Here is an 18,618-nt window from a genome sequence, read left to right on the forward strand (position 1 = left end):
GGTGGGAGAGTAGGACGCCGCCGGACAACCATTCCCAGCAAGGGGGTGGAGCAGCACGAATCCTTCGGGATCGTGCTCGCTCCACCCCCTTCCTGCATTCCCGGGCAGTGTTTCAGCCGAGATCTCACAGCGAACGCACGGCTATCCGGGCAGAGTAGAGCGCCAGCAGAGCAGAGCGCCGACCAGCACAGTTGCGGTTGGGTACTCCGGCCGACCGCGCTCTGGGCAAAATTGCCGGAGATACATCGACCGCGGCTATCGTGGCCATGTGAACGCAGACATATCCCGCACCGGCGCGGACTCGACCAGCAACCAGCCCTCGAGCACGAGTGAGTCGGCGTGGCGCAGGGGCCACTTCGTCTCGCTGCTGCGTTTCGCTGAGGCGTCGGTTCGTGAGGACGGGGCCGCCTGTTGGCTCGACGATCACGGGCGGCCTGACAGTTCACACCCTGTGGAAACGTGGATCACATCGCGCATGGCGCACGTCTTCGCGTTGGGACACCTGCTCGGGGTCAGTGGTGCTGGCGAGTACGCCGCGCGGGCCATCAGCGGTCTCCAGGACGTTCTGGGCGACGCGGAGTTCGGTGGCTGGCTTGCGGCTCGGGGTGAGGGCGACGAGGTAGTCGGCACGAAGCAGGCGTACGCGCACGCGTTCGTGGTGCTCGCCGCGTCGTCCGGCAAGATCGCCGGCATAGCGGGAGCGTCGGACCTGCTTACCAAGGCGCTTGCTGTGCTGGACGCGCGGTTCTGGGAGCCGGAGCAGGAGCTGCACCTCGACGAGCGGTCACGCGACTGGTCCGAGACCGCGGACTACCGTGGTGTGAACGCGAACATGCACGCCGTCGAGGCGCTGCTGGCAGCGCATGCCGCGACCGGAGACGGTTTGTGGCTGGACCGCGCGGCGGCCATCGGCGATCGCGTGGTGAGCTGGGCGGAGTCGAACGACTGGCGGATCCCTGAGCACTTCGACGCAGCGTGGAACCCGCTTCTCGAGTACAACGCGGACCGGCCCCAAGACCCCTTCAAGCCGTACGGTGCGACTCCCGGTCACGGACTCGAGTGGGCCCGGCTGCTGCTGCAGATCGATGCCGAGGCGGGCACGTCCGGGCGACGGACTCAGGCCGCCGTCGCGCTGTTCGAGCGAGCAGTCGCCGACGGATGGGACCCCGAGGGCGGCGGCTTCGTCTACACCACCGATTGGTCGGGCACGCCGGTGGAGGCGCGGCGTTTCCACTGGGTAGCGGCCGAGGCGGTCGCGACCGCGCAGGTGCTGGGGCGGGTCACCGGCGAGGAGCGGTATGCGGAGCTCGAGGCCGAGTGGTGGGCCTGGATCCGCGAGAACCTCGTCGACGTCGAGCACGGCTCCTGGCACCACGAGCTCGACACGGAGAACCAGCCGTCGGGCCGCACGTGGATCGGCAAGCCCGACGTCTATCACGCAGCCCAGGCCGTGATCCTGCCGGAGCTGCCGCTGACCGGCTCGTTCGCGGCCTCCGCGCAGCGGGCCGGCCAGATCCTGGCCTGATCCCACAGCCCGCGGCCGGGCGCGGGTCGTCAGGCCGGGTACAGGTCGACCTCGGTCGCCTTGACCGAGAGCCAGACCGAGTCGCCCGGCGCGAGTGCGAGGTCGGCCACCGCCTGAGGAGTGATGTCCGCGCTGAGGTTCCCGGCGCGGACCCGCACGAGATCACCGTGCGGTTCGAGGGTGGTGACCGTGACCGGCCAGGAGTTGCGGGGGGAGCCTGTCGCGCGGGCAGGGAAGACCGAGACGGCTGTCGGGCGGAACGCCGCGATCATCGGGGTCCCGGCCGTGGGCAGTACCCGGTCGGCGCCCCCGCCGTCGTCGTGCGGCAGGCCGTGGACGACGACGCCGGTCGCCGCGCGGATCCCGCCGTCCTCGTCGGACCAGGTGCCCGCCACGATGTTCAGGCCGGCGATCCGGGCGGCGAACGCGCTGCGCGGCCGGGAGAGCACCTCGCGGGTAGGCCCCTGCTCGACGACGCGGCCGCCGTCGAGCACCACCACTCGGTCGGCGAGCAGGAGTGCGTCCAGGACGTCGTGCGTGGCGATGACGACGGTCTGCTCGCTGAGAACCTCGCGCAGCAGGTGCCGCAACGCCGGCGTGACGTCGACGTCGAGGGCGGCCATGGGCTCGTCGAGCAGCAGGAGCCGGGGTTCGGTCGCAAGGGCCCGGGCTACCGCGACCCGTTGCGCCTGTCCGCCCGAGATCGCCGACGGGCGCCGCTCACCCAGATCGGCCAGGCCGATCCGGTCCAGCCAGCGGTCGGCCTCCGCGCCGGCCGACAGCTGGGAAGCGCCGCGGGCCCGGGGACCGAACGCGATGTTCTGCCGTACCGAGAGGTGCGGGAACAGCAGGGGGTCCTGTGCCAGCAGGGCCACCTGCCGTGCGTGCGGGGGCACCCAGGTGCGGGTGCGGCCGGCCTCGACGTGGGTGAGCGTGCGGGCGCCCAGCGTGACCCGGCCGTCGTGCGGGCGCAGCAGGCCGGCCGCGACCGCCAGGAGAGTGGACTTGCCGGCGCCGTTGGGACCGAGCAGGGCGACGGTCTCTCCGTCGGCGACCTCGAGGTCGAGCTGGACGTCGCGGTCCGGGAGATGTGCGGAGAGGGCAAGGCTCACAGGGCGCTCCGGCTGCGGCGGGTGAAGCCGATGACGAGCACGGCGACCGCGACGAGGACGAGGGACAGCGCGACCGCCGCGTCCGGGTCGGTCTCCCGCTGCAGGTAGATCTCCAGCGGCAGCGTCCGCGTGACGCCCTGCAGGCTGCCGGCGAACGTGATGGTCGCGCCGAACTCGCCCAGGCAGCGTGCGAAGGACAGCACAGTGCCGGACAGCAGGCCGGGCCAGACCAGCGGCAGCGTCACCCGGAACAGGACGGTGGTGGGCCGGGCGCCCAGGGTCGCGGCGACGACGTCGTACCGGGTGCCCGCCGTACGCAGGGCGCCCTCCAGACTGATCACGAGGAACGGCAGGGCCACGAAGGTCTGCGCCAGCACGACTGCCGTGGTGGAGAACGCGATCTGGATACCCGCCACCTCGAGCGACTCGCCGAGCAGTCCGCGGCGTCCGAAGGTGTACAGGAGCGCGATCCCGCCCACCACCGGCGGCAGGACGAGCGGCACCAGCACCAGCGAACGCAGCAGGTTGATTCCCGGGAAGCGGGCGCGGGCCAGCACCAGCGCCAGCGGCATCCCTACCACCAGGCACAGCAGCGTGCTCACGGCCGAGGTGCGCAGGCTCAGGAGCAGCGCCGCCACCGACGACTCGCTGCTGATCAGGGTCCAGAAGTTCGGCCAGTCCACGCGGGACGCCAGTGCCGCGAGGGGGAGCACCACCAGGAGCGCACCCACCGCCGCGACCCCGGCGACCCACCGGGGGATCATGGCGCCGCGAAGCCGGCGTCGGACAGCACCTGCTGCCCGTCGGGGCTCAGCACGGCCTCGACGAACTTCTCGGCGAGCTCCGGCTGCGCGCTGCCCTCGAGGGCGGAGACGGGGTACACGTTGACGACGTCGTCCGACTCGGGGAACTCGATGCCCTCGACCTGGTCGCCGGCGGCGCGCACGTCCGTGACGTAGACGAGGCCGGCGTCGGCCTCGCCGGTGATCACCTTGTTCAGGACGTCGGTGACGCTCTGCTCCTCGCTGACGGGAGAGAACGCGACGCCGCCCGCCTGTTCGACCCGTCCGGTCGCCGCGCCGCACGGCGCCTCCGGCGCGCAGACGACCAGGTTCAGGTCGTCGGCGGCCAGGTCCGCGAGCGACGCGACACCCGCGGGATTGCCCGGCGGTACCGCGATCATCAGGGTGTTCGCCGCGAAGTCGGCAGGTGTCCCTGCCAGCAGGTCGTCCGCGGCGAGCTTGTCCATGTTCGCGGTGTCTGCCGACGCGAACACGTCCGCCGGGGCTCCCTGCTGGATCTGGGCGACCAGGTCCGAGGAGCCGGCGAAGGACAGCTCCACGGTGACCCCGTCGTGCGCCGCCTCGAAGTCCGCGGCGATCTGCTCGAACGTGCTGGTCAGCGACGCTGCCGCGTAGACGGTGAGCGTCCGGTCGGACAGCGCGTCGTACCCGCCGTCGGCCCGGGGGGATCCGCTGCAGGCCGACAGCGTGCCCGCCGCGAGGAGCCCCATGGTCAGCGTGCCTGCCGTCAGCCGGCGCCGGGGCGTGCAGCTGCTCATCCGGAACGCCGTGCGGAACTTCATGCGGAACCCTTCCGGTCCTCGGTCTCGATCACGACGTTCGTCGACTTGATGACGGCTACCGCCGCCGAACCCGGCTCCAGCCCGAGGTCGCGCACGGCCTCGCTGCTCATCAGCGAGACGACGCGGAACGGCCCGCACTGCAGCTCGACCTGCGCCATGACGGTGTCCGCCTGGATGGCGGTGACCAGGCCGACGAAGCGGTTGCGCGCGGAGCTGCGCCGACCCGGCGGCAGGCCGGGTGGCGAGGCGTGCTCACGCGCGACCATCGCTACCTCGTAACCGTCGACGACCTTGCGCCCGGAGTCGTCCGTGCGGGCGCTGAGCAGCCCGCGGTCGATCCAGCGGCGCACGGTGTCGTCGCTGACGCCGAGGTAAGCGGCGGCCTCCCGAATCCTCATGTGCGGCATACGGCCGACGCTATCACCGAGTGTGCGGGCTTCTTCCGGAGATTTCTCCTGGTCTGCGGAATCCCGAAAGTCGGCGCACCGTGCCCAGGGGGACAGGAGAGAATGGGGTGCATGAGGATCTCCGCACGAGCCGACTATGCCGTCCGGGCAGCCGCCGAGCTGGCGGCGGCCGACCACGACGGACCCGTCCGCGCCGAGGCTCTGGCCCGGGCGCAGGACATTCCCCACCGCTTCCTGGAGGGCATCCTGAGCGACCTGCGTCGCGACGGGCTCGTCACGAGCCACCGCGGAGCCGGCGGTGGGTACCGGCTGGCGCGCTCGGCCGACTCGATCACCGTCGCCGACGTGGTGCGGGCCGTGGACGGTCCGCTGGTCTTCGTCCGCGGCACCCGGCCGTCCGACCTGGAGTTCCAGGGCCCGGCCGCACCGCTGCTCCACGTATGGGTGGCGCTGCGGGCCAACGTCCGCGCCGTGCTGGAGGCAGTATCGCTCGCCGACCTCGTGGACGGCACGCTGCCGGACGACATCCGCGCCCTCACGCAGGGCGAGTCGGCGTGGGCCAACTCCTGAGCCCTGCTGACGTCCGGTTCCTGGCCGAATTCTGACGAATCCCAGAGCTTTCACCCTGCTTCATCATGCGCACTTATCCGACCTGTGAGATGGACGTTGTTTCCGACCGGATTAGGTGGTTACTCTGGCGCGGGCCGCAGTGGTGCGGCCTCCGCCGTATTCCCCGGACCTGGAAGGTCACGACCATGAGAACCCTGATCCTGCTGGCGCTCGTCGGCCTCGGCGCGCAGCTGGTGGACGGCAGTCTGGGCATGGCCTACGGCGTGACCTCCACGACCCTGCTGCTCGCGATCGGCACCAACCCCGCCGCGGCGTCGGCCACCGTGCACCTCGCCGAGATCGGCACCACGCTCGCCTCCGGCGCCTCGCACTGGCGCTTCGGCAACGTGGACTGGAAGGTTGTCGCCCGCATCGGTATCCCGGGCGCCATCGGCGCGTTCGCCGGCGCCACCTTCCTGTCGTCGCTCTCCACCGAGATCGCCAAGCCGGTGATGTCGCTGATCCTGCTGGCGCTCGGCATCTACGTCCTGCTCCGGTTCACCGTGCAGGGGCTCCCCGCGCGCTCGAACAAGCCGCTGCGCCGGCGCTTCCTCACGCCGCTCGGCCTCGTGGCCGGCTTCATGGACGCCACCGGCGGTGGCGGCTGGGGTCCCGTCGGCACCCCCGCGATCCTCGCGAGCGGCCGCATGGAGCCCCGCAAGGTGATCGGCTCGATCGACACCAGCGAGTTCTTCGTGGCCATCGCGGCCAGCATCGGCTTCTTCGTCGGCCTCAGCGGTGAAGGGATCGACTACACCTGGGTGCTGGCCCTGCTCATCGGTGGACTGATCGCCGCGCCGATCGCCGCCTGGCTGGTGCGCCTCGTGCCCCCGCGCGTCCTCGGTTCGCTCGTCGGCGGCGTCATCATCCTCACCAACTCGCGCACGCTGCTCAACAGCGACTGGATCGCCGCGGGCCCCGCCCTGATGAACACCGTCTACGTGGTGATCTGGGTGGCCTGGGCCGCCGCCGTCGCCTGGTCGGTGCGCGCCTACCGTCGCGACAAGGCCGCCGAGACGGTCGAGGCCGCCGAGACGGCAAAGCCCCACGAGCCGGAGGCCGATAGCGTGTCGGTATGACGTCCGACCGGGTAGCGGTGATCACCGTCTCCGACCGTTGTGCACGCGGCGAGGCCGAGGACCGGTCCGGCCCGACGGCGGTGTCGCTCCTGGAGCAGGCGGGGCTCACCGACGTGCACCAGCACCTGGTGCCCGACGGCGTCGAGTCGGTCCGGGACGCGCTGCGCGCCGTGCTCGACGACGGCGCGCGGCTCGTCATCACCACCGGCGGCACGGGGATCGCCCCGCGGGACCTCACCCCCGAGGGCACGCGCGAGGTCATCGACCACGAGATCCCGGGGATCGCGGAGGCCGTCCGCCAGCAGGGCATCGCGGCGGGCGTGCCTACCGCCGCGCTCTCCAGAGGGCTGGCAGGGATCGCCGGCACCGCCGACGGGGACCGCGCGCTGGTGGTGAACCTGCCCGGGTCGTCCGGTGGAGTGCGGGACGGGCTGCAGGTGGTGCTCACGCTCTGGCCGCACGTCCGCTCGCAGCTCGTCGGCGGCGACCACTGACCCGAGCGGGGCCCGCCTGACCGGGGTCAGCCGCCCGCGAAGGGCGGCAGGACGTCTATCGTCGCGTCGTCCGGGATCTGGGCGTCGTCGGACGTCGTGCGGGCGCCCGCCACCAGCAGGGCGCACTTCGGCAGCACGTCCGTCAGGCGCGGGTGCGCTGCCGTGAGGGCAGCGCGGAGGGCGGCCACCGACGTCGGGCCGCCGAGCTGTTCGGTAGCGACGCCGGCGGCCTCCCGGGCGCCGGCGAAATAGCGGACTGTGATCATTCCGGACGCACCCAGTCGCCCGACTTGCCGCCCGTCTTGCGCTCGAGGCGCACGTCCGCGAGCGAGACGGACTTGTCCAGGCCCTTGACCATGTCGACGACGGCGAGGCCCGCGACCGCGACAGCGGTGAGCGCCTCCATCTCCACCCCCGTACGGTCGGCCGTGCGGACGGTCGCCGTGATCGTGACGCCGTCGTCGGTCACCTCGAGGTCCACCGCGGCGCCGTGCACGCCGATCACGTGCGCGAGCGGGAGCAGCTCCGGTGTCCTCTTCGCGGCCGCTATCCCGGCGATGCGGGCCACGGCCAGCACGTCCCCCTTGGGGACGGCGCCGTCGCGCAGCGCCCGCACGACGTCGGGACCGCAGCGGACGGTGCCCGTCGCGGTGGCGGAGCGGATCGTCGGCTGCTTGGCGGTGACATCGACCATGCGGGCCTGGCCGCGGTCGTCAAGGTGCGTGAAGCTCACGGGACCAGGGTGTCACGTCGAAACGGTGCACGTGCACAGCAGGATCCTCATGAGGGCCACCGCTCGGGCGGTCTCCGCGCGGTTCAGCGCCGCGACAGGTCCTCGGTGGCGGGGCCTTCGATCAGCGTGCCGTCGGGCTCGAACCGCGAGCCGTGCGCGGGGCAGTCCCAGGACTGCTCCTGCTCGTTCCAGCGCACGACGGCGCCCATGTGCGGGCAGATCCGGGACACGCACGGGGCACCGGGCCGCTGTCCGGTGGGGCGGGTGGCCGCTTGCGCCCAGCCCTTGGTCTGGACGGCGAACGTGGCGGCGGTGCTCGCCCTCGGCGTGGGCCTGCGGGACCATGGCTCGAAGGTGCGACCCCACTCGACGGGGTCGCCGAGGATGCGTCCGGCGAGCGCCAGCCCGGCCGCCGCGCCGTTCGCGAGGCCCCACTTGGCGTAGCCGGTCGCCACGAGCACGCGGTCGTCGCCGGGCACCACCGGCCCGACGAGCGGCAGGCCGGTGTCGCTGGTGTAGTCCTGGGCTGCCCACGTGTGCCGGGGCTGGTCCACGGGGAGGTGGACCCTTGTCCATTCCTCCAGCGCGGCCAGCCGCCGGGCCGGGTCCCGTTCCCTGCCGACGGGGTAGCCCTCGCCGCCCACCATGAGCAGCCCGCCGGCCGTGCGGAGCGATCGCGTGGGTGACCCGGCGGTGATCGACATGGTCTCGTCGAACCCGGGCGGCAGTGCGGCCTGGTCGGTGATCTCCCACGTGGTGAGCAGGCTGCGGCCGGCCTCCAGCCGGAGGAAGAGCCCGCCGAGCCGCCCGGGCGGTGTGCCGGTCGCCAGCACCACACGGTCGGCGAGGACGGCGCCGCGGCTGGTGCGCAGGACGACGCCGGACCGGCGCCGGCGCACCTGGTGGACCCGGACGCCGTCGTACACCGGCACGCCGCGGGCGCGCAGGCGGGCCCGCAGCGCCGAGAGCATGCGCAGCGGGTCCACCTGCGCCTGGCCCGGCAGGCGTACCGCGCCGTAGGACCGCGCGGGGTACGGCGGGTCCTCCTCCCACTGTGCGGTGAGTCCCTGGCGGGCGCAGGTCGCGAGCACCGCGTCGACGTCGGCTACCTGCTCGGGGGTGGCCGCCACGGTCAGGTCGTCCCGGTTCTCGACGGGCACGTTCAGGTCCTCGAGGGTGCGGCGCAGCCAGCCCAGGCCGGCGAAGTTGGCCGCGAGGTAGTGGCGCACCACCTCGTCGCCGTGCCGGGCGGCGATCCGGGCGAGCCGGGTGCCCTGCAGCACCGAGAGCTTGCCGGTCGAGCGGGCGGTGGTGGTCGCGCGTGCGCCGCAGGCATCGAGCACCACAACGTCTGCGCCGCCGTCTGCGAGGAGCTGGGCGGTGACGACACCGGTGAGACCGGCTCCGACTACCACGACGTCGGTGCGGAGCGGACCGGGAGCCATGACCCCCGGTGCGCCGCTGCCGGTGTCTTCCAGGTCCGTCGTCGCGTCGTAGGGGGTCTCGCTCACGGTGCACCTCCGCTGCTCGATCCGTGCTGCTCGATCAGTGCTGGTCGGTCCCTGCGCCGGCCCTCGGGCCGGCTCGTCCAGGCTGACACGGGGGCCTGGCACTCGCAGTGCCTCGCTCCTACAATCGAGTTGGCGGAGTCATGAAGCGGCTCCAGGTCCATCTCGGATCTGGGAGGTTCAAGATGCCCCCTTCTCTGCAGCCCAGGCTCAGCATCGTGGACGGCGCCGGCGGCGACACGGCTGAACCGTCACCGAGCTTCTCGGTGGGTGACCTGGCGCATGCTCTCGGTCTGGGGACCAACCTTCTCGTCGGCAGCTACCGCGTCGACATCATGTCGGGGACCTGGTGGTGGTCCGACGAGGTGTACACGATGCACGGGTGGAAACGGCACGAGGTCCAGCCAGGCCTCGAGGCGCTCCGTTCCCGCAAGCATCCCGACGATCGCGCCCGGGTGGTGCGGGCGGCCGCCGAGGCCCTGCGGACGGGCCGGCCGTTCGCGTGCGCGCACCGGATAGTGGACCGCAAGGGCCGCACACGCTCGGTGGTCGTCATCGGCCAGGGCCGGCGCAGCGGCCCCGACCGGTCGCCGGAGCTGGTCGGGTACGTCATCGACGTCACGCCGGCTCAGAAGGAGGCGCTGGCGCGCAAGTCCGAGGCGGTCGTGACCCGGGCCTTCGTCAGCCAGGCGGTGATCGAGCAGGCCAAGGGCGTCATCATGGCGGTACGTCGGGTGAGCGAGGTGACTGCGGGTCACCTGCTGCACGAAGCCGCCGGGCGGGTGGACGTCCCGCTGCGCCTGGCCGCCGACCAGGTGATGGCCAGGCTACGGGTCGACGGCGAGCGGGCCGTCGGCGAGCGGAGGGGCATCACGCAGGAAGCCCTCACGCGCGCGCTGGACGGCGTCGAGCCGGTGGGGCGGCCACGCGGGCACGACCCCCTGCTCACCCGGCGACCGCGCAAGGTGCCGGCGGGCACGTCCGGCTGAGCCTGCGATCGGCTGAGCCTGCGATCGGGTGCCCGGCCCGGGGATCCCCGGGCCGGGCATCCGGCGGTTCAGCGCGCCGCGCGGCGGGCGGCGAGGCGCAGCGCCGCCGTCGACGCGCCCTTCGCCGCCATGCGCTTCGCGAACACCGCGGTGCCTGCGGCGACCGCTGCGAACACCGTGGCCTGCACCAGGTCGAGCTCCGGGTCGTCCGCCTTGCTGGGCGCGTCGTTGCCGGTCACGCCCTTCCAGATCATGCTGACCGCCTTCTGCGCGACCCAGCCGGCTGCGAGCGTCAGGGCAAGAGTGCCGACCTTCTCGGCGAGTGTCTGTTCCGTCTCGATCTTGGCCATTTCTACACCGTAGCGTCCGACCAGCCAGTAGGCTGGCCGGACACGACAGGGGAGCGCCACACGGCGCTGAGAGTGCGGAACACCGCAGACCCTTGAACCTGATCCGGGTAAGACCGGCGGAGGAAGTCGAGGCACGATGTTGCGTCTTTCCGGTGCTCACGCGGGCACCATCCACGTTGTTCCGGCCGCCGGAGCGCTCTCCGTGGCGCTCCTGCTCGCCGGATGCGGCGGCTCCGAGTCCGGCGGGGCCGACCCGGCGGCGCCGGGCACCGTGACCCTCGTGACCCACGACTCCTGGGCGCTCGACGAGAAGGTCGTCGAGCGGTTCGAGGAGGAGTCCGGTCTGACCGTCGAGGTCAGCGCGGCGGGCGACGCCGGAACCCTGGTGAACCAGCTGGTGCTGACCAAGGACGCCCCGCTCGGCGACGCCGTCTTCGGCATCGACAACACCTTCGCGTCCCGCGCGCTCGAGGCGGGGGTCGTCGAGGAGTACACCCCGGCGGACCTGCCCGACGGCGTCGAGCAGCTGGGCGGGGCGCTCACCCCGGTCGACCAGGGCGACGTCTGCGTGAACGCGGACGAGGCCTGGTTCGAGAAGTCGGACCTCGAGGTGCCGAAGACGCTCGAGGACCTGGCCGACCCGCAGTACCGGGACCTGCTCGTGGTGAGCAACCCCGCGACGTCGTCGCCCGGGCTCGCCTTCCTGCTGGCGACCGTCGGGGCGTTCGGCGAGGACGGGTTCGAGGACTACTGGGCGTCCCTGGTCGACAACGGCGTCAAGGTCGCAGACTCGTGGGAGGACGCCTACTACGTGGACTTCTCGGGCGCGGGTGAGGGCGGCGAGCGCCCGCTCGTCCTGTCGTACGCGACGTCGCCGGCGTTCACCGTCAGCGAGGACGGCTCGGAGTCGACCACCAGCGCGCTGCTCGAGACGTGCTTCCGGCAGGTCGAGTACGCGGGAGTGCTTGCCGGGTCGGACAACCCGGAGGGCGCTCAGGCGTTCGTCGACTTCCTGCTCGGCGAGGCCGCGCAGGCCGCGCTGCCCGAGTCGATGTACATGTACCCGGCCGACCCCGCCACGAAGCTGCCCGCCGACTGGGAGAAGTTCGCGCCCCAGGCCGAGGAGCCGTTCGAGGTGGATCCCGCCGAGGTGAGCGAGCACCGCGACGAGTGGATAGAGCGGTGGACAGAGACCGTAGTCGGCTGAGCCTGCGGCCCGCGCCGCTGCTCTGGGGGACGGCGGTCGCCGTCCCCCTCGCTTTCCTCGCCGTCTTCTTCGCCTGGCCCGTGGCCGCGCTGGTGGTCCGCGGTTTCGTGCCCGACGGCGTGCTCGACCTCACCGGTTTCGCGGAGGTGCTGTCCAGCCCGCGCACGTGGCGGCTGGTGTGGCTGACGCTGACGCAGGCAGTGCTCGGCACCGCCTTCTCGGTGCTGCTCGGCCTGCCGCTCGCGTACCTGCTCTACCGCCGGTCGTTCCCGGGCCGGGTACTGGTGCGCGGGCTCGTGACGGTGCCGTTCGTGCTGCCCGCCGTCGTCGTCGGCGTCGCGTTCCGCACCCTGTTCGCGCCCGGCGGCGCGCTCGGCTTCCTCGGGCTTGAGGAGTCGCTGGCCGGGATCGTCGTCGCCCTCGTCTTCTTCAACGTGTCGGTGGTCGTGCGGACCGTCGGCGGGCTCTGGGAGCGGCTCGACCCCAGGACCGAGCAGGCCGCCGCATCGCTCGGGGCGGGGCCCGTGCGGGTCTTCCGCACCGTGACGCTGCCCTCGCTGGGACCCGCCGTCGCGTCCGCGGCCTCGGTGGTGTTCCTGTTCTGCGCCACCGCGTTCGGGGTGGTGCTGGTCCTCGGCGGCGTGCGGTACGGCACCATCGAGACCGAGATCTGGACGCGGACCACCCAGTTCCTGGACCTGCGCTCGGCGTCGGTGCTCTCGATCCTGCAGCTCGTGGTCATCTCGGGCGCCCTCGCGATGTCCGCACGGGCCCGCCGGCGTCGCGAGGCCGCGCTGCGCCTCGTGTCCGCGCACGGCTCCGCCAGGCGGCTGTCCTGGCGGTCGCCCAAGGACATGACGATGGCGCTGGTGGGCGCGACGATCGTCGGCGGGCTCATGGTGCTGCCGCTGGCCGGCCTGGTGACCCGCAGCTTCCGCGAGCCCGACGGCTCCTGGGGGCCCGGGAACTACGTGGCGCTCGGAACCACCGGTGAGCGCAACGCGCTGGTCGTGACCGTGTGGGAGGCCACCGCGACATCGCTGCGGACCGCACTGGCCGCGACGGTGATCGCCCTGGTGGTCGGCGGTCTCGTGGCGCTCGTGGTGTCCCGGCGCCCGCGGTCGGCCGGCGCACGCCGTGCCGTCGGGGCGCTCGACGGGCTGTTCATGCTCCCGCTCGGGGTGTCCGCCGTGACCGTCGGGTTCGGCTTCCTCATCACCATGGACCAGCCGGTGCTCGGCGTGGACCTGCGGACCTCCGGGCTGCTCGTCCCCGTGGCGCAGGCGGTGGTCGCCGTCCCCCTCGTCGTGCGCACGGTGCTGCCGGTGCTCCGGGCCATCGACCCCCGGCTGCGTGAGGTGGCCGCGGTGCTTGGTTCCGGGCCCGGCCGCGTCCTGCGGACGGTGGACCTGCCGATCGCCCTGCGCTCGGTCGGGCTGGCCACGGGGTTCGCCTTCGCGGTGTCGCTCGGCGAGTTCGGCGCGACGTCGTTCCTCGCGCGGCCCGACGGCTCCACCCTGCCCGTCGTGATCTACCGCCTCATCGGGCGGCCCGGCGCCGAGAACTACGGGATGGCGCTCGCGGCGTCGGTGGTGCTCGCCGTGCTCACCGCGACGGTGATGATGGTGGCCGAGCGGTTGCGCGACGAGCGCGCCGGAGGGGAGTTCTGATGGCTGGGCTGGAGATCCGGGACGTCACCGTGCGGTACGGGGTCTCGACAGGCTCGACCCGCGGTGGGGACTCGGCCGGGGTGACCGCGGTCGACGGGGTGTCGCTGACCGTCGCGCCCGGTGAGGTGGTCGCGCTGCTCGGCCCGAGCGGCTGCGGCAAGTCGTCGCTGCTGCGCGCCGTGGCCGGGCTCGAGCCCCTGGCCGGCGGCAGCGTCCGGTACGACGACGAGGACCTCGCCGGGGTGCCGGTCCACAAGCGCCGGTTCGGGCTCATGTTCCAGGAGGGCCAGCTCTTCCCGCACCGGGACGTACGGCGGAACGTCGCCTACGGGCTGGAGACCCAGGGCCTGACCCGGGCGGAACGGGACGAGCGGGTGTCCGCGCTGCTCGACCTCGTGGGGCTCGCCGGCTACGAGCAGCGGGCAGTGCCCACGCTGTCCGGCGGGGAGCAGCAGCGGGTGGCCCTCGCGCGGGCCCTGGCCCCGCGGCCCCGCCTGCTCCTGCTGGACGAGCCGCTCTCCGCGCTCGACCGGCAGCTCCGGGAACGGCTCGCGGGCGAGGTGCGCTCGGCGCTGGTCGAGACCGGTACGACGGCGGTGTTCGTGACGCACGACCACGCCGAGGCGGCCGCCGTCGCCGACCGGATCGGCGTCATGGACCGGGGCCGGCTGCTGCAGGTCGCCGCCCCGGGCGAGCTGCGGGCCGCACCGGCGTCGGACCGCGTGGCGGAGTTCCTGGGCCTGCGCGGCTGAGCCGTTTCCGCCGTCCTACCCGGGTCACCGGTGAGGCGCACCCGCCTGAGGGCCATACGACGCGGTACCACAGGCTGACGCCGCCGTGCCCGGACTTCGAGAGGGTGCGCTCAGGCACGACGGACGTGCCGAGGAGCGGAGGAATCTCATGACCGAGAACTCAGCAACCAGCAGCCCGTGGCCCGCCTGGGCGGTGCCGCTCGCCGCGGCAGTTGTCGCCGTGGCGGTGTGGCTCATCGGAGCGGCGACCGGCGTGAACCTCGAGGCGCAGCTCGGCACGGACGCGCAAGCAATCTCGGTCGTGGCGGCGGCGGTCGTCGCGCTCGCGGCGGGCTTTGCCGGCTGGGGCGTGCGCGTGCTGATCGGGCGTCTGGTGCGCGGCGGCGGTGAGGTCGTGTGGTTCGTGCTGTGCGGCGTCGTGCTGCTGGCGTCCATGGTGGGTGCGCTCGCCGGGACCACGCCAGGGGCGGTCGCGATCCTGGTGAGCATGCACGTGGCGGTGGGCGTGGTCATCGCGCTGGGCCTACGTACTGCGAGGCGAGGCGTTACGTCCGGATCAGCTCTCGCCTAAATTCGGGGCATTGCGGGTGAATATTCTCTAACCTCTCAGGTGAACCCAGGCATTTCAGACCTGGGCCCCAGGGAGGACGCCTCGATGAGACTTCGTACGAGACTCAGCAGGACTGCGCCCGCGGTCGCCGCAGCGGCCACGCTCATACTTGCCGGGAGTGTGCCCGCAGCGGTCGCAGGTCCGGCCGGGGCCGTCGCCGGCACGACGGCCGCCGCGGGCGACCCCGTCACCCACGACGAGAACGAGCGCGTGCCGGAGGGCGCGGCGTGGACCCAGGCGTACTTTCCGTCGTCGGACGGCGCCGAGCTGCATGCCGACATCCTGCGGCCCGCACACCTGGGCCCGAACGAGCGGACGCCGGTCATCCTGTCGATCGGGCCGTACTTCTCGCACGCCGGGCAGACGGGGCCGGAGGAGTGGGACGTCGTCGGCCCTTCCGCGCGGTTCCGGGACTTCATCGACGGCGCCGACCTCATGGCGAACGAGTACACCTTCGTCATGGTGGACATCCGTGGCTACGGCGGCAGCACCGGCTGCCTCGACTTCGTGGGGCCGGGCGAGCAGGCTGACATCGGCGCGGCGATCGAGTGGTCGGCGAGCCAGGAGTGGTCCACGGGCGACGTCGGCATGTACGGCAAGTCGTACGACGCCGTCACCGGGCTCGCGGGCAACAACCTGGGCCTGGAGCCGCTCAAGGCGGTGGTCGCCCAGGAGCCGCTGTGGAACATGTACAACTACCTGTGGAGCAACGAGGTCGCGCGGCCCCATGTGACCTACACGCCTGAGGCGTACAACAGCATCGCCGCGATGCCGCCCATGGACGGCGAAGACGAGCACTACGCAGCGAACGCCCGCTACGAGGACCAGCACCCGGAGTGCCTGTCGGACAACCTGGCGAACGGCAACGAGCCCGACCTCGGGTCGGAGTACTGGGACGCTCGGAACCTGGCCGACGACGCCGCCGGCACGGACACCCCGCTGTTCGTGACCCAGGGCTTCATCGAGCCCAACACCAAGCCCGAGGACATGGAGGTCTTCCTCGACAACCACAAGGGTGTCGAGCGCGGCTGGCTCGGCCCGTGGGATCACGTGCGAGGCAACGACGTCGTTTCCGGCGGGCGCCTCGCCATGGGGCGCGAGGGCTTCTTCGACGAGGTGATGCGGTTCTACGACGAGTTCCTCAAGGGCGTCGAGCCGGGCGTCGAGGACCCGGCGTACGCGATCCAGGACAGCACCGGTGCCTGGCGTGCGCAGGACACGTGGCCCGAGGCCGACAGCTCGACCCGGGTGCGGCTGCGCAAGGGCGCCTACGTGGACGACGGCGGGCCACAGCCGGCGCGGTCCGCGGGGCCGACGGCGGACCAGGCCGACGGATGGGACATGGAGAACGCGCCGTCGCTCGCACCCTCGCTCGCCCCTTCGCTCGCGCCGGAGAGCCGCGCCGCGGGTGCCGTCCCATCGTCCTACTGGACGTGGTCGGCGCCGGTCGAGTCGGCGGTACGGATCACCGGCACGCCGTCGATCACGCTGAACGCCGGTGCGGTCGGGGACGTGCTGGTGCGGCTGTGGGACGTCGCGCCCGACGGGACGGCGACCATGTTCGACGAGAACGTGGCGCTCATCGAGCGGCGCGGGCGCGTGGCGTTCGACCTGAAGTCGGCCGACTGGACTCTCGCCGAAGGGCACCAGCTCGGCGTGCAGATCGGGACGATCAGCTCCAGCTCCTGGGACTGGCTGCCCGAGCCGTCCGGCAACCGGATCTCCGTGACCGGCGCACGGCTGTCGCTCGACCTGCAGGACCCGGCCGACGACGTCGCCACCCTGGGTGAGCCCGCGCCGTACCTTGAGGAATACCTCGCCGGGAACACGACGACGCTGACCGGCGTGGGGAGGGGCAGCTTCCACCTCGGCGTCTCGCACTCCTGAGCTGATCGGCATCTCAGCCTGAAACCGCCCGGGCCGGGCGCCACCTCGTCGTGGCGCCCGGCCTGCGCCGTGCCGGCGTCAGACCTCCGAGCTCGCCTCCACCACGTCGAAGTGCTTGCGTCCCCACTCGCCGAGGGGGAGCAGGGCACCCACCAGCTCTGCCCCCGCAGGGGTCGGCGTGTAGCGGATCTGCACGGGCATCGTCGGCACGACCTCGCGTTCGATGAACCCCTGCCGCTCCAGCTCGCGCAGGCGCTGGGTCAGGAGCCGGTCGGAGATGCCGCGGACGTAGCGGCGGTACTCGACGAAGCGCCGCGCGCCCGCGACGCCCGCGTAGAGGATGGCTCCCGACCAGCGCCTGCCGGCGAGCTCGAGCGTGCGCTGGAAGACGGTGCACGCCTCCTCGTCGGCCATGTTCGGTGTGCCGGAGTCGGGCAAGGGGGCCAGAGACAGGGAGCGAGGAGCGGACGCTTCGGAAGTCACTTACTCATAGTGAGTTGCTAACCCGGTTCTTGGCAAGTCGCGGTGGGTGCCGGACGATTCGGGAGGCGTCCGGCTGGGCGCCTGCTCTCGCCGGGTACCCCGGCCGTCGTCCTCGGAGGACCCGTGTTCGTTGCGTCTGTAGTCGTCTCTGCCCTGCTCGCCCTGGCCACCGCGTTCAGCGGCTACGGCAAGCTGACGGGCAACCCGCAGGTGGTCGAGCCGCTCACCACCAAGCTCGGTGTGCCCGGGAAGCTCGTCCCGGTGCTCGGCACGCTGCTGGTCGCCGGTGCAGTCGGCACCGCCGTCGGGATCTGGTGGGCGCCGATCGGCATCGCTGCCACCGCGTGCTTCGTCCTGTACTTCCTGGGCGCGGTCATCACGCACGTCCGCGCGAAGGACTGGCCGGGAGTCGGCCCGACGGCCGGCCTGATGCTGCTCTCGGCGGCGGCTCTCGTGCTGCGCCTGCTCTCGCTCTGACCCGGGTGGCGGCTACCGTGCGGGCATGACTTCTCCCGCCCCCGCCCCCGACGCCGAAGCCCTGATCGCCGACCTCCGGACCCTGGTCGAGTGCGAGTCGCCGTCGTCGGACCCGGACGCGCTGGCCCGGTCCGCCGACCTGGTCGCCCGGCTCGGCACCGAGCGGCTGGGTGTCGAGCCTGAGCGGCTCGGCATCCACCTGCGGTGGCGGCTCGGCGGTCCGACGCGCGTGCTGGTGCTGGCGCACCACGACACGGTGTGGCCGATCGGCACCCTGCTGACGCACCCGTTCGGGATCTCCGACGGCGTGCTGCGCGGACCCGGCAGCTTCGACATGAAGACCGGCCTGGCCATGGCGCTGCACGTGCTGGGGTCCCTCGACGACCGGACCGGGGTCACCCTCCTGGTGACCGGCGACGAGGAGATCGGCTCGCCGTCGTCCCGGACGCTCATCCAGGACGAGGCCCGTGGGGCGGACGCCGCCCTCGTGCTGGAGGCCTCGGCCGACGGCGGCGCCCTCAAGCTCGAGCGCAAGGGCACCTCCATCTACCGCGTGCTGGTGAAGGGCAGGGCCGCGCACGCGGGCCTGGAGCCCGAGAAGGGCGTCAACGCGTCGGTCGAGCTGGCGCACCAGGTGCTGGCGGTCGCCGCGCTCGGCGACCCGGCGCTCGGCACCACCGTGACGCCCACGGTCGCTGCCTCCGGCACCACGGGCAACACGGTCCCGGCCGAGGCATCGTTCGCGGTGGACGTCCGCGCCCGGACGGTCGCCGAGCAGGAGCGGGTCGACTCCGCGATGCGCGCCCTGATGCCGGTGCTGCCCGACGCCGCGCTCGAGATCGAGGGCGGCATCAACCGGCCGCCGCTGGAGGGTGCGCTGTCCGCCGCGCTCTTCGCCCGCGCGTCCCGGGTCGCCGCGGAGGCCGGGCTGCCGCCGCTCACCGGCGTGGCGGTGGGCGGGGCGTCGGACGGCAACTTCACCGCCGGCGTCGGCACCCCCACGCTCGACGGCCTCGGCGCGGTGGGCGGCGGCGCCCACGCCGACGACGAGCACGTCCTGACGGACCGGATCCCCGACCGCACGGCCCTCCTGCGCGCCCTGCTGCTGGACCTGCTCCCACCCGGTGACCGTTGAGTGCTG

At 72.6% G+C, this 18,618-nt stretch carries 21 protein-coding genes and 1 riboswitch; of the genes, 12 read left to right on the forward strand and 9 right to left on the reverse strand.

Going from position 1 to position 18,618, the window contains the following annotated elements; genetic code table 11:
* Positions 1–268: 268 nt before the first annotated feature.
* Positions 269–1,525 (forward strand): AGE family epimerase/isomerase, encoded by a 1,257-nt coding sequence (locus tag ACFO6V_RS22510; protein ID WP_377139694.1) that lies wholly within the window; start codon positions 269–271, stop codon positions 1,523–1,525.
* 29 nt (positions 1,526–1,554) lie between these two features.
* Here ACFO6V_RS22510 and ACFO6V_RS22515 read toward each other — a convergent pair whose 3' ends face one another.
* From ACFO6V_RS22515 to ACFO6V_RS22530, 4 genes are read right to left on the reverse strand one after another with little or no spacing between them, the layout of a single operon-like run.
* Positions 1,555–2,637, reverse strand: coding sequence for a sulfate/molybdate ABC transporter ATP-binding protein (locus tag ACFO6V_RS22515; protein ID WP_377139697.1), 1,083 nt, complete (start codon positions 2,635–2,637; stop codon positions 1,555–1,557).
* Complete coding sequence (locus tag ACFO6V_RS22520; protein ID WP_377139700.1) at positions 2,634–3,401, reverse strand: ABC transporter permease; 768 nt, start codon at positions 3,399–3,401, stop codon at positions 2,634–2,636. The genes ACFO6V_RS22515 and ACFO6V_RS22520 overlap by 4 nt, the downstream gene beginning before the upstream one ends.
* Complete coding sequence (gene modA / locus ACFO6V_RS22525; protein ID WP_377139702.1) at positions 3,398–4,222, reverse strand: molybdate ABC transporter substrate-binding protein; 825 nt, start codon at positions 4,220–4,222, stop codon at positions 3,398–3,400. Before modA ends, ACFO6V_RS22520 begins: the two co-directional genes overlap by 4 nt.
* Entirely contained in the window at positions 4,219–4,629 is a 411-nt protein-coding gene (locus ACFO6V_RS22530) for a TOBE domain-containing protein (RefSeq protein WP_377139705.1), read from the reverse strand. Before ACFO6V_RS22530 ends, modA begins: the two co-directional genes overlap by 4 nt.
* 111 nt (positions 4,630–4,740) lie before the next feature.
* On the opposite strand from ACFO6V_RS22530, the gene ACFO6V_RS22535 reads away from it, so the two are divergent.
* The 3 genes from ACFO6V_RS22535 (at position 4,741) to ACFO6V_RS22545 (ending at position 6,811) form a co-directional block, all read left to right on the forward strand.
* Positions 4,741–5,199: an RrF2 family transcriptional regulator gene (locus ACFO6V_RS22535; protein ID WP_357510062.1), complete on the forward strand. Its 459-nt coding sequence runs from the start codon at positions 4,741–4,743 to the stop codon at positions 5,197–5,199.
* A 185-nt stretch (positions 5,200–5,384) separates the two neighbouring features.
* Positions 5,385–6,317, forward strand: a complete 933-nt coding sequence (locus ACFO6V_RS22540) for a sulfite exporter TauE/SafE family protein (RefSeq protein WP_377139708.1) — start codon at positions 5,385–5,387, stop codon at positions 6,315–6,317.
* Positions 6,314–6,811, forward strand: a complete 498-nt coding sequence (locus ACFO6V_RS22545; RefSeq protein WP_377139710.1) for a MogA/MoaB family molybdenum cofactor biosynthesis protein — start codon at positions 6,314–6,316, stop codon at positions 6,809–6,811. The genes ACFO6V_RS22540 and ACFO6V_RS22545 overlap by 4 nt, the downstream gene beginning before the upstream one ends.
* A gap of 26 nt (positions 6,812–6,837) precedes the next feature.
* Here ACFO6V_RS22545 and ACFO6V_RS22550 read toward each other — a convergent pair whose 3' ends face one another.
* The 3 genes from ACFO6V_RS22550 to ACFO6V_RS22560 all read right to left on the reverse strand — a co-directional run bounded on the left by ACFO6V_RS22550 (position 6,838) and on the right by ACFO6V_RS22560 (position 9,055).
* Positions 6,838–7,077, reverse strand: a complete 240-nt coding sequence (locus tag ACFO6V_RS22550) for a MoaD/ThiS family protein (RefSeq protein WP_377139713.1) — start codon at positions 7,075–7,077, stop codon at positions 6,838–6,840.
* Positions 7,074–7,544, reverse strand: a complete 471-nt coding sequence (moaC, locus tag ACFO6V_RS22555) for a cyclic pyranopterin monophosphate synthase MoaC (RefSeq protein ID WP_377139716.1) — start codon at positions 7,542–7,544, stop codon at positions 7,074–7,076. Before moaC ends, ACFO6V_RS22550 begins: the two co-directional genes overlap by 4 nt.
* A gap of 83 nt (positions 7,545–7,627) precedes the next feature.
* Positions 7,628–9,055: an FAD-dependent oxidoreductase gene (locus ACFO6V_RS22560; protein WP_377139718.1), complete on the reverse strand. Its 1,428-nt coding sequence runs from the start codon at positions 9,053–9,055 to the stop codon at positions 7,628–7,630.
* 182 nt (positions 9,056–9,237) lie between these two features.
* Between ACFO6V_RS22560 and ACFO6V_RS22565 the strand changes: the two genes are divergently transcribed.
* Positions 9,238–10,041 (forward strand): PAS and ANTAR domain-containing protein, encoded by an 804-nt coding sequence (locus ACFO6V_RS22565; RefSeq protein WP_377139720.1) that lies wholly within the window; start codon positions 9,238–9,240, stop codon positions 10,039–10,041.
* A 68-nt stretch (positions 10,042–10,109) separates the two neighbouring features.
* Here the strand turns inward: ACFO6V_RS22565 and ACFO6V_RS22570 are convergent, their stop codons facing one another.
* A complete protein-coding gene (locus ACFO6V_RS22570) occupies positions 10,110–10,391 on the reverse strand; it encodes a DUF4235 domain-containing protein (protein WP_116677200.1) in 282 nt (93 codons plus the stop codon).
* 37 nt (positions 10,392–10,428) lie between these two features.
* Positions 10,429–10,533: riboswitch (TPP riboswitch) on the forward strand.
* Here ACFO6V_RS22570 and ACFO6V_RS22575 point away from each other — a divergent pair.
* From ACFO6V_RS22575 to ACFO6V_RS22595, 5 genes are all read left to right on the forward strand, one after another.
* On the forward strand, positions 10,528–11,598 hold the full coding sequence (locus ACFO6V_RS22575; RefSeq protein ID WP_377139722.1) for a thiamine ABC transporter substrate-binding protein: 1,071 nt from the start codon (positions 10,528–10,530) through the stop codon (positions 11,596–11,598). Its footprint overlaps the riboswitch before it by 6 nt.
* Positions 11,574–13,268: an ABC transporter permease gene (locus tag ACFO6V_RS22580; RefSeq protein WP_377139725.1), complete on the forward strand. Its 1,695-nt coding sequence runs from the start codon at positions 11,574–11,576 to the stop codon at positions 13,266–13,268. Before ACFO6V_RS22575 ends, ACFO6V_RS22580 begins: the two co-directional genes overlap by 25 nt.
* Positions 13,268–14,020, forward strand: a complete 753-nt coding sequence (locus tag ACFO6V_RS22585; RefSeq protein ID WP_377139728.1) for an ABC transporter ATP-binding protein — start codon at positions 13,268–13,270, stop codon at positions 14,018–14,020. The genes ACFO6V_RS22580 and ACFO6V_RS22585 overlap by 1 nt, the downstream gene beginning before the upstream one ends.
* 148 nt (positions 14,021–14,168) lie before the next feature.
* A complete protein-coding gene (locus ACFO6V_RS22590) occupies positions 14,169–14,591 on the forward strand; it encodes a DUF6069 family protein (RefSeq protein ID WP_377139730.1) in 423 nt (140 codons plus the stop codon).
* Positions 14,592–14,675: 84 nt separating this feature from the next.
* The gene (locus ACFO6V_RS22595; protein WP_377139732.1) at positions 14,676–16,517 is read left to right on the forward strand and encodes a CocE/NonD family hydrolase; all 1,842 of its coding nucleotides are present in this window, start codon (positions 14,676–14,678) and stop codon (positions 16,515–16,517) included.
* A gap of 78 nt (positions 16,518–16,595) precedes the next feature.
* On the opposite strand, the gene ACFO6V_RS22600 is transcribed toward ACFO6V_RS22595, so the two are convergent.
* Positions 16,596–17,000 (reverse strand): winged helix-turn-helix transcriptional regulator, encoded by a 405-nt coding sequence (locus ACFO6V_RS22600; protein WP_377139735.1) that lies wholly within the window; start codon positions 16,998–17,000, stop codon positions 16,596–16,598.
* Between the two features lie 123 nt (positions 17,001–17,123).
* Between ACFO6V_RS22600 and ACFO6V_RS22605 the strand changes: the two genes are divergently transcribed.
* On the forward strand, positions 17,124–17,477 hold the full coding sequence (locus ACFO6V_RS22605) for a DoxX family protein (protein WP_377139737.1): 354 nt from the start codon (positions 17,124–17,126) through the stop codon (positions 17,475–17,477).
* Between the two features lie 25 nt (positions 17,478–17,502).
* A complete protein-coding gene (locus ACFO6V_RS22610; protein ID WP_377139740.1) occupies positions 17,503–18,612 on the forward strand; it encodes a M20 family metallopeptidase in 1,110 nt (369 codons plus the stop codon).
* Positions 18,613–18,618 lie beyond the last annotated feature (6 nt).

This window comes from Promicromonospora alba, assembly GCF_042654905.1.
GTDB lineage: Bacteria > Actinomycetota > Actinomycetes > Actinomycetales > Cellulomonadaceae > Promicromonospora > Promicromonospora alba.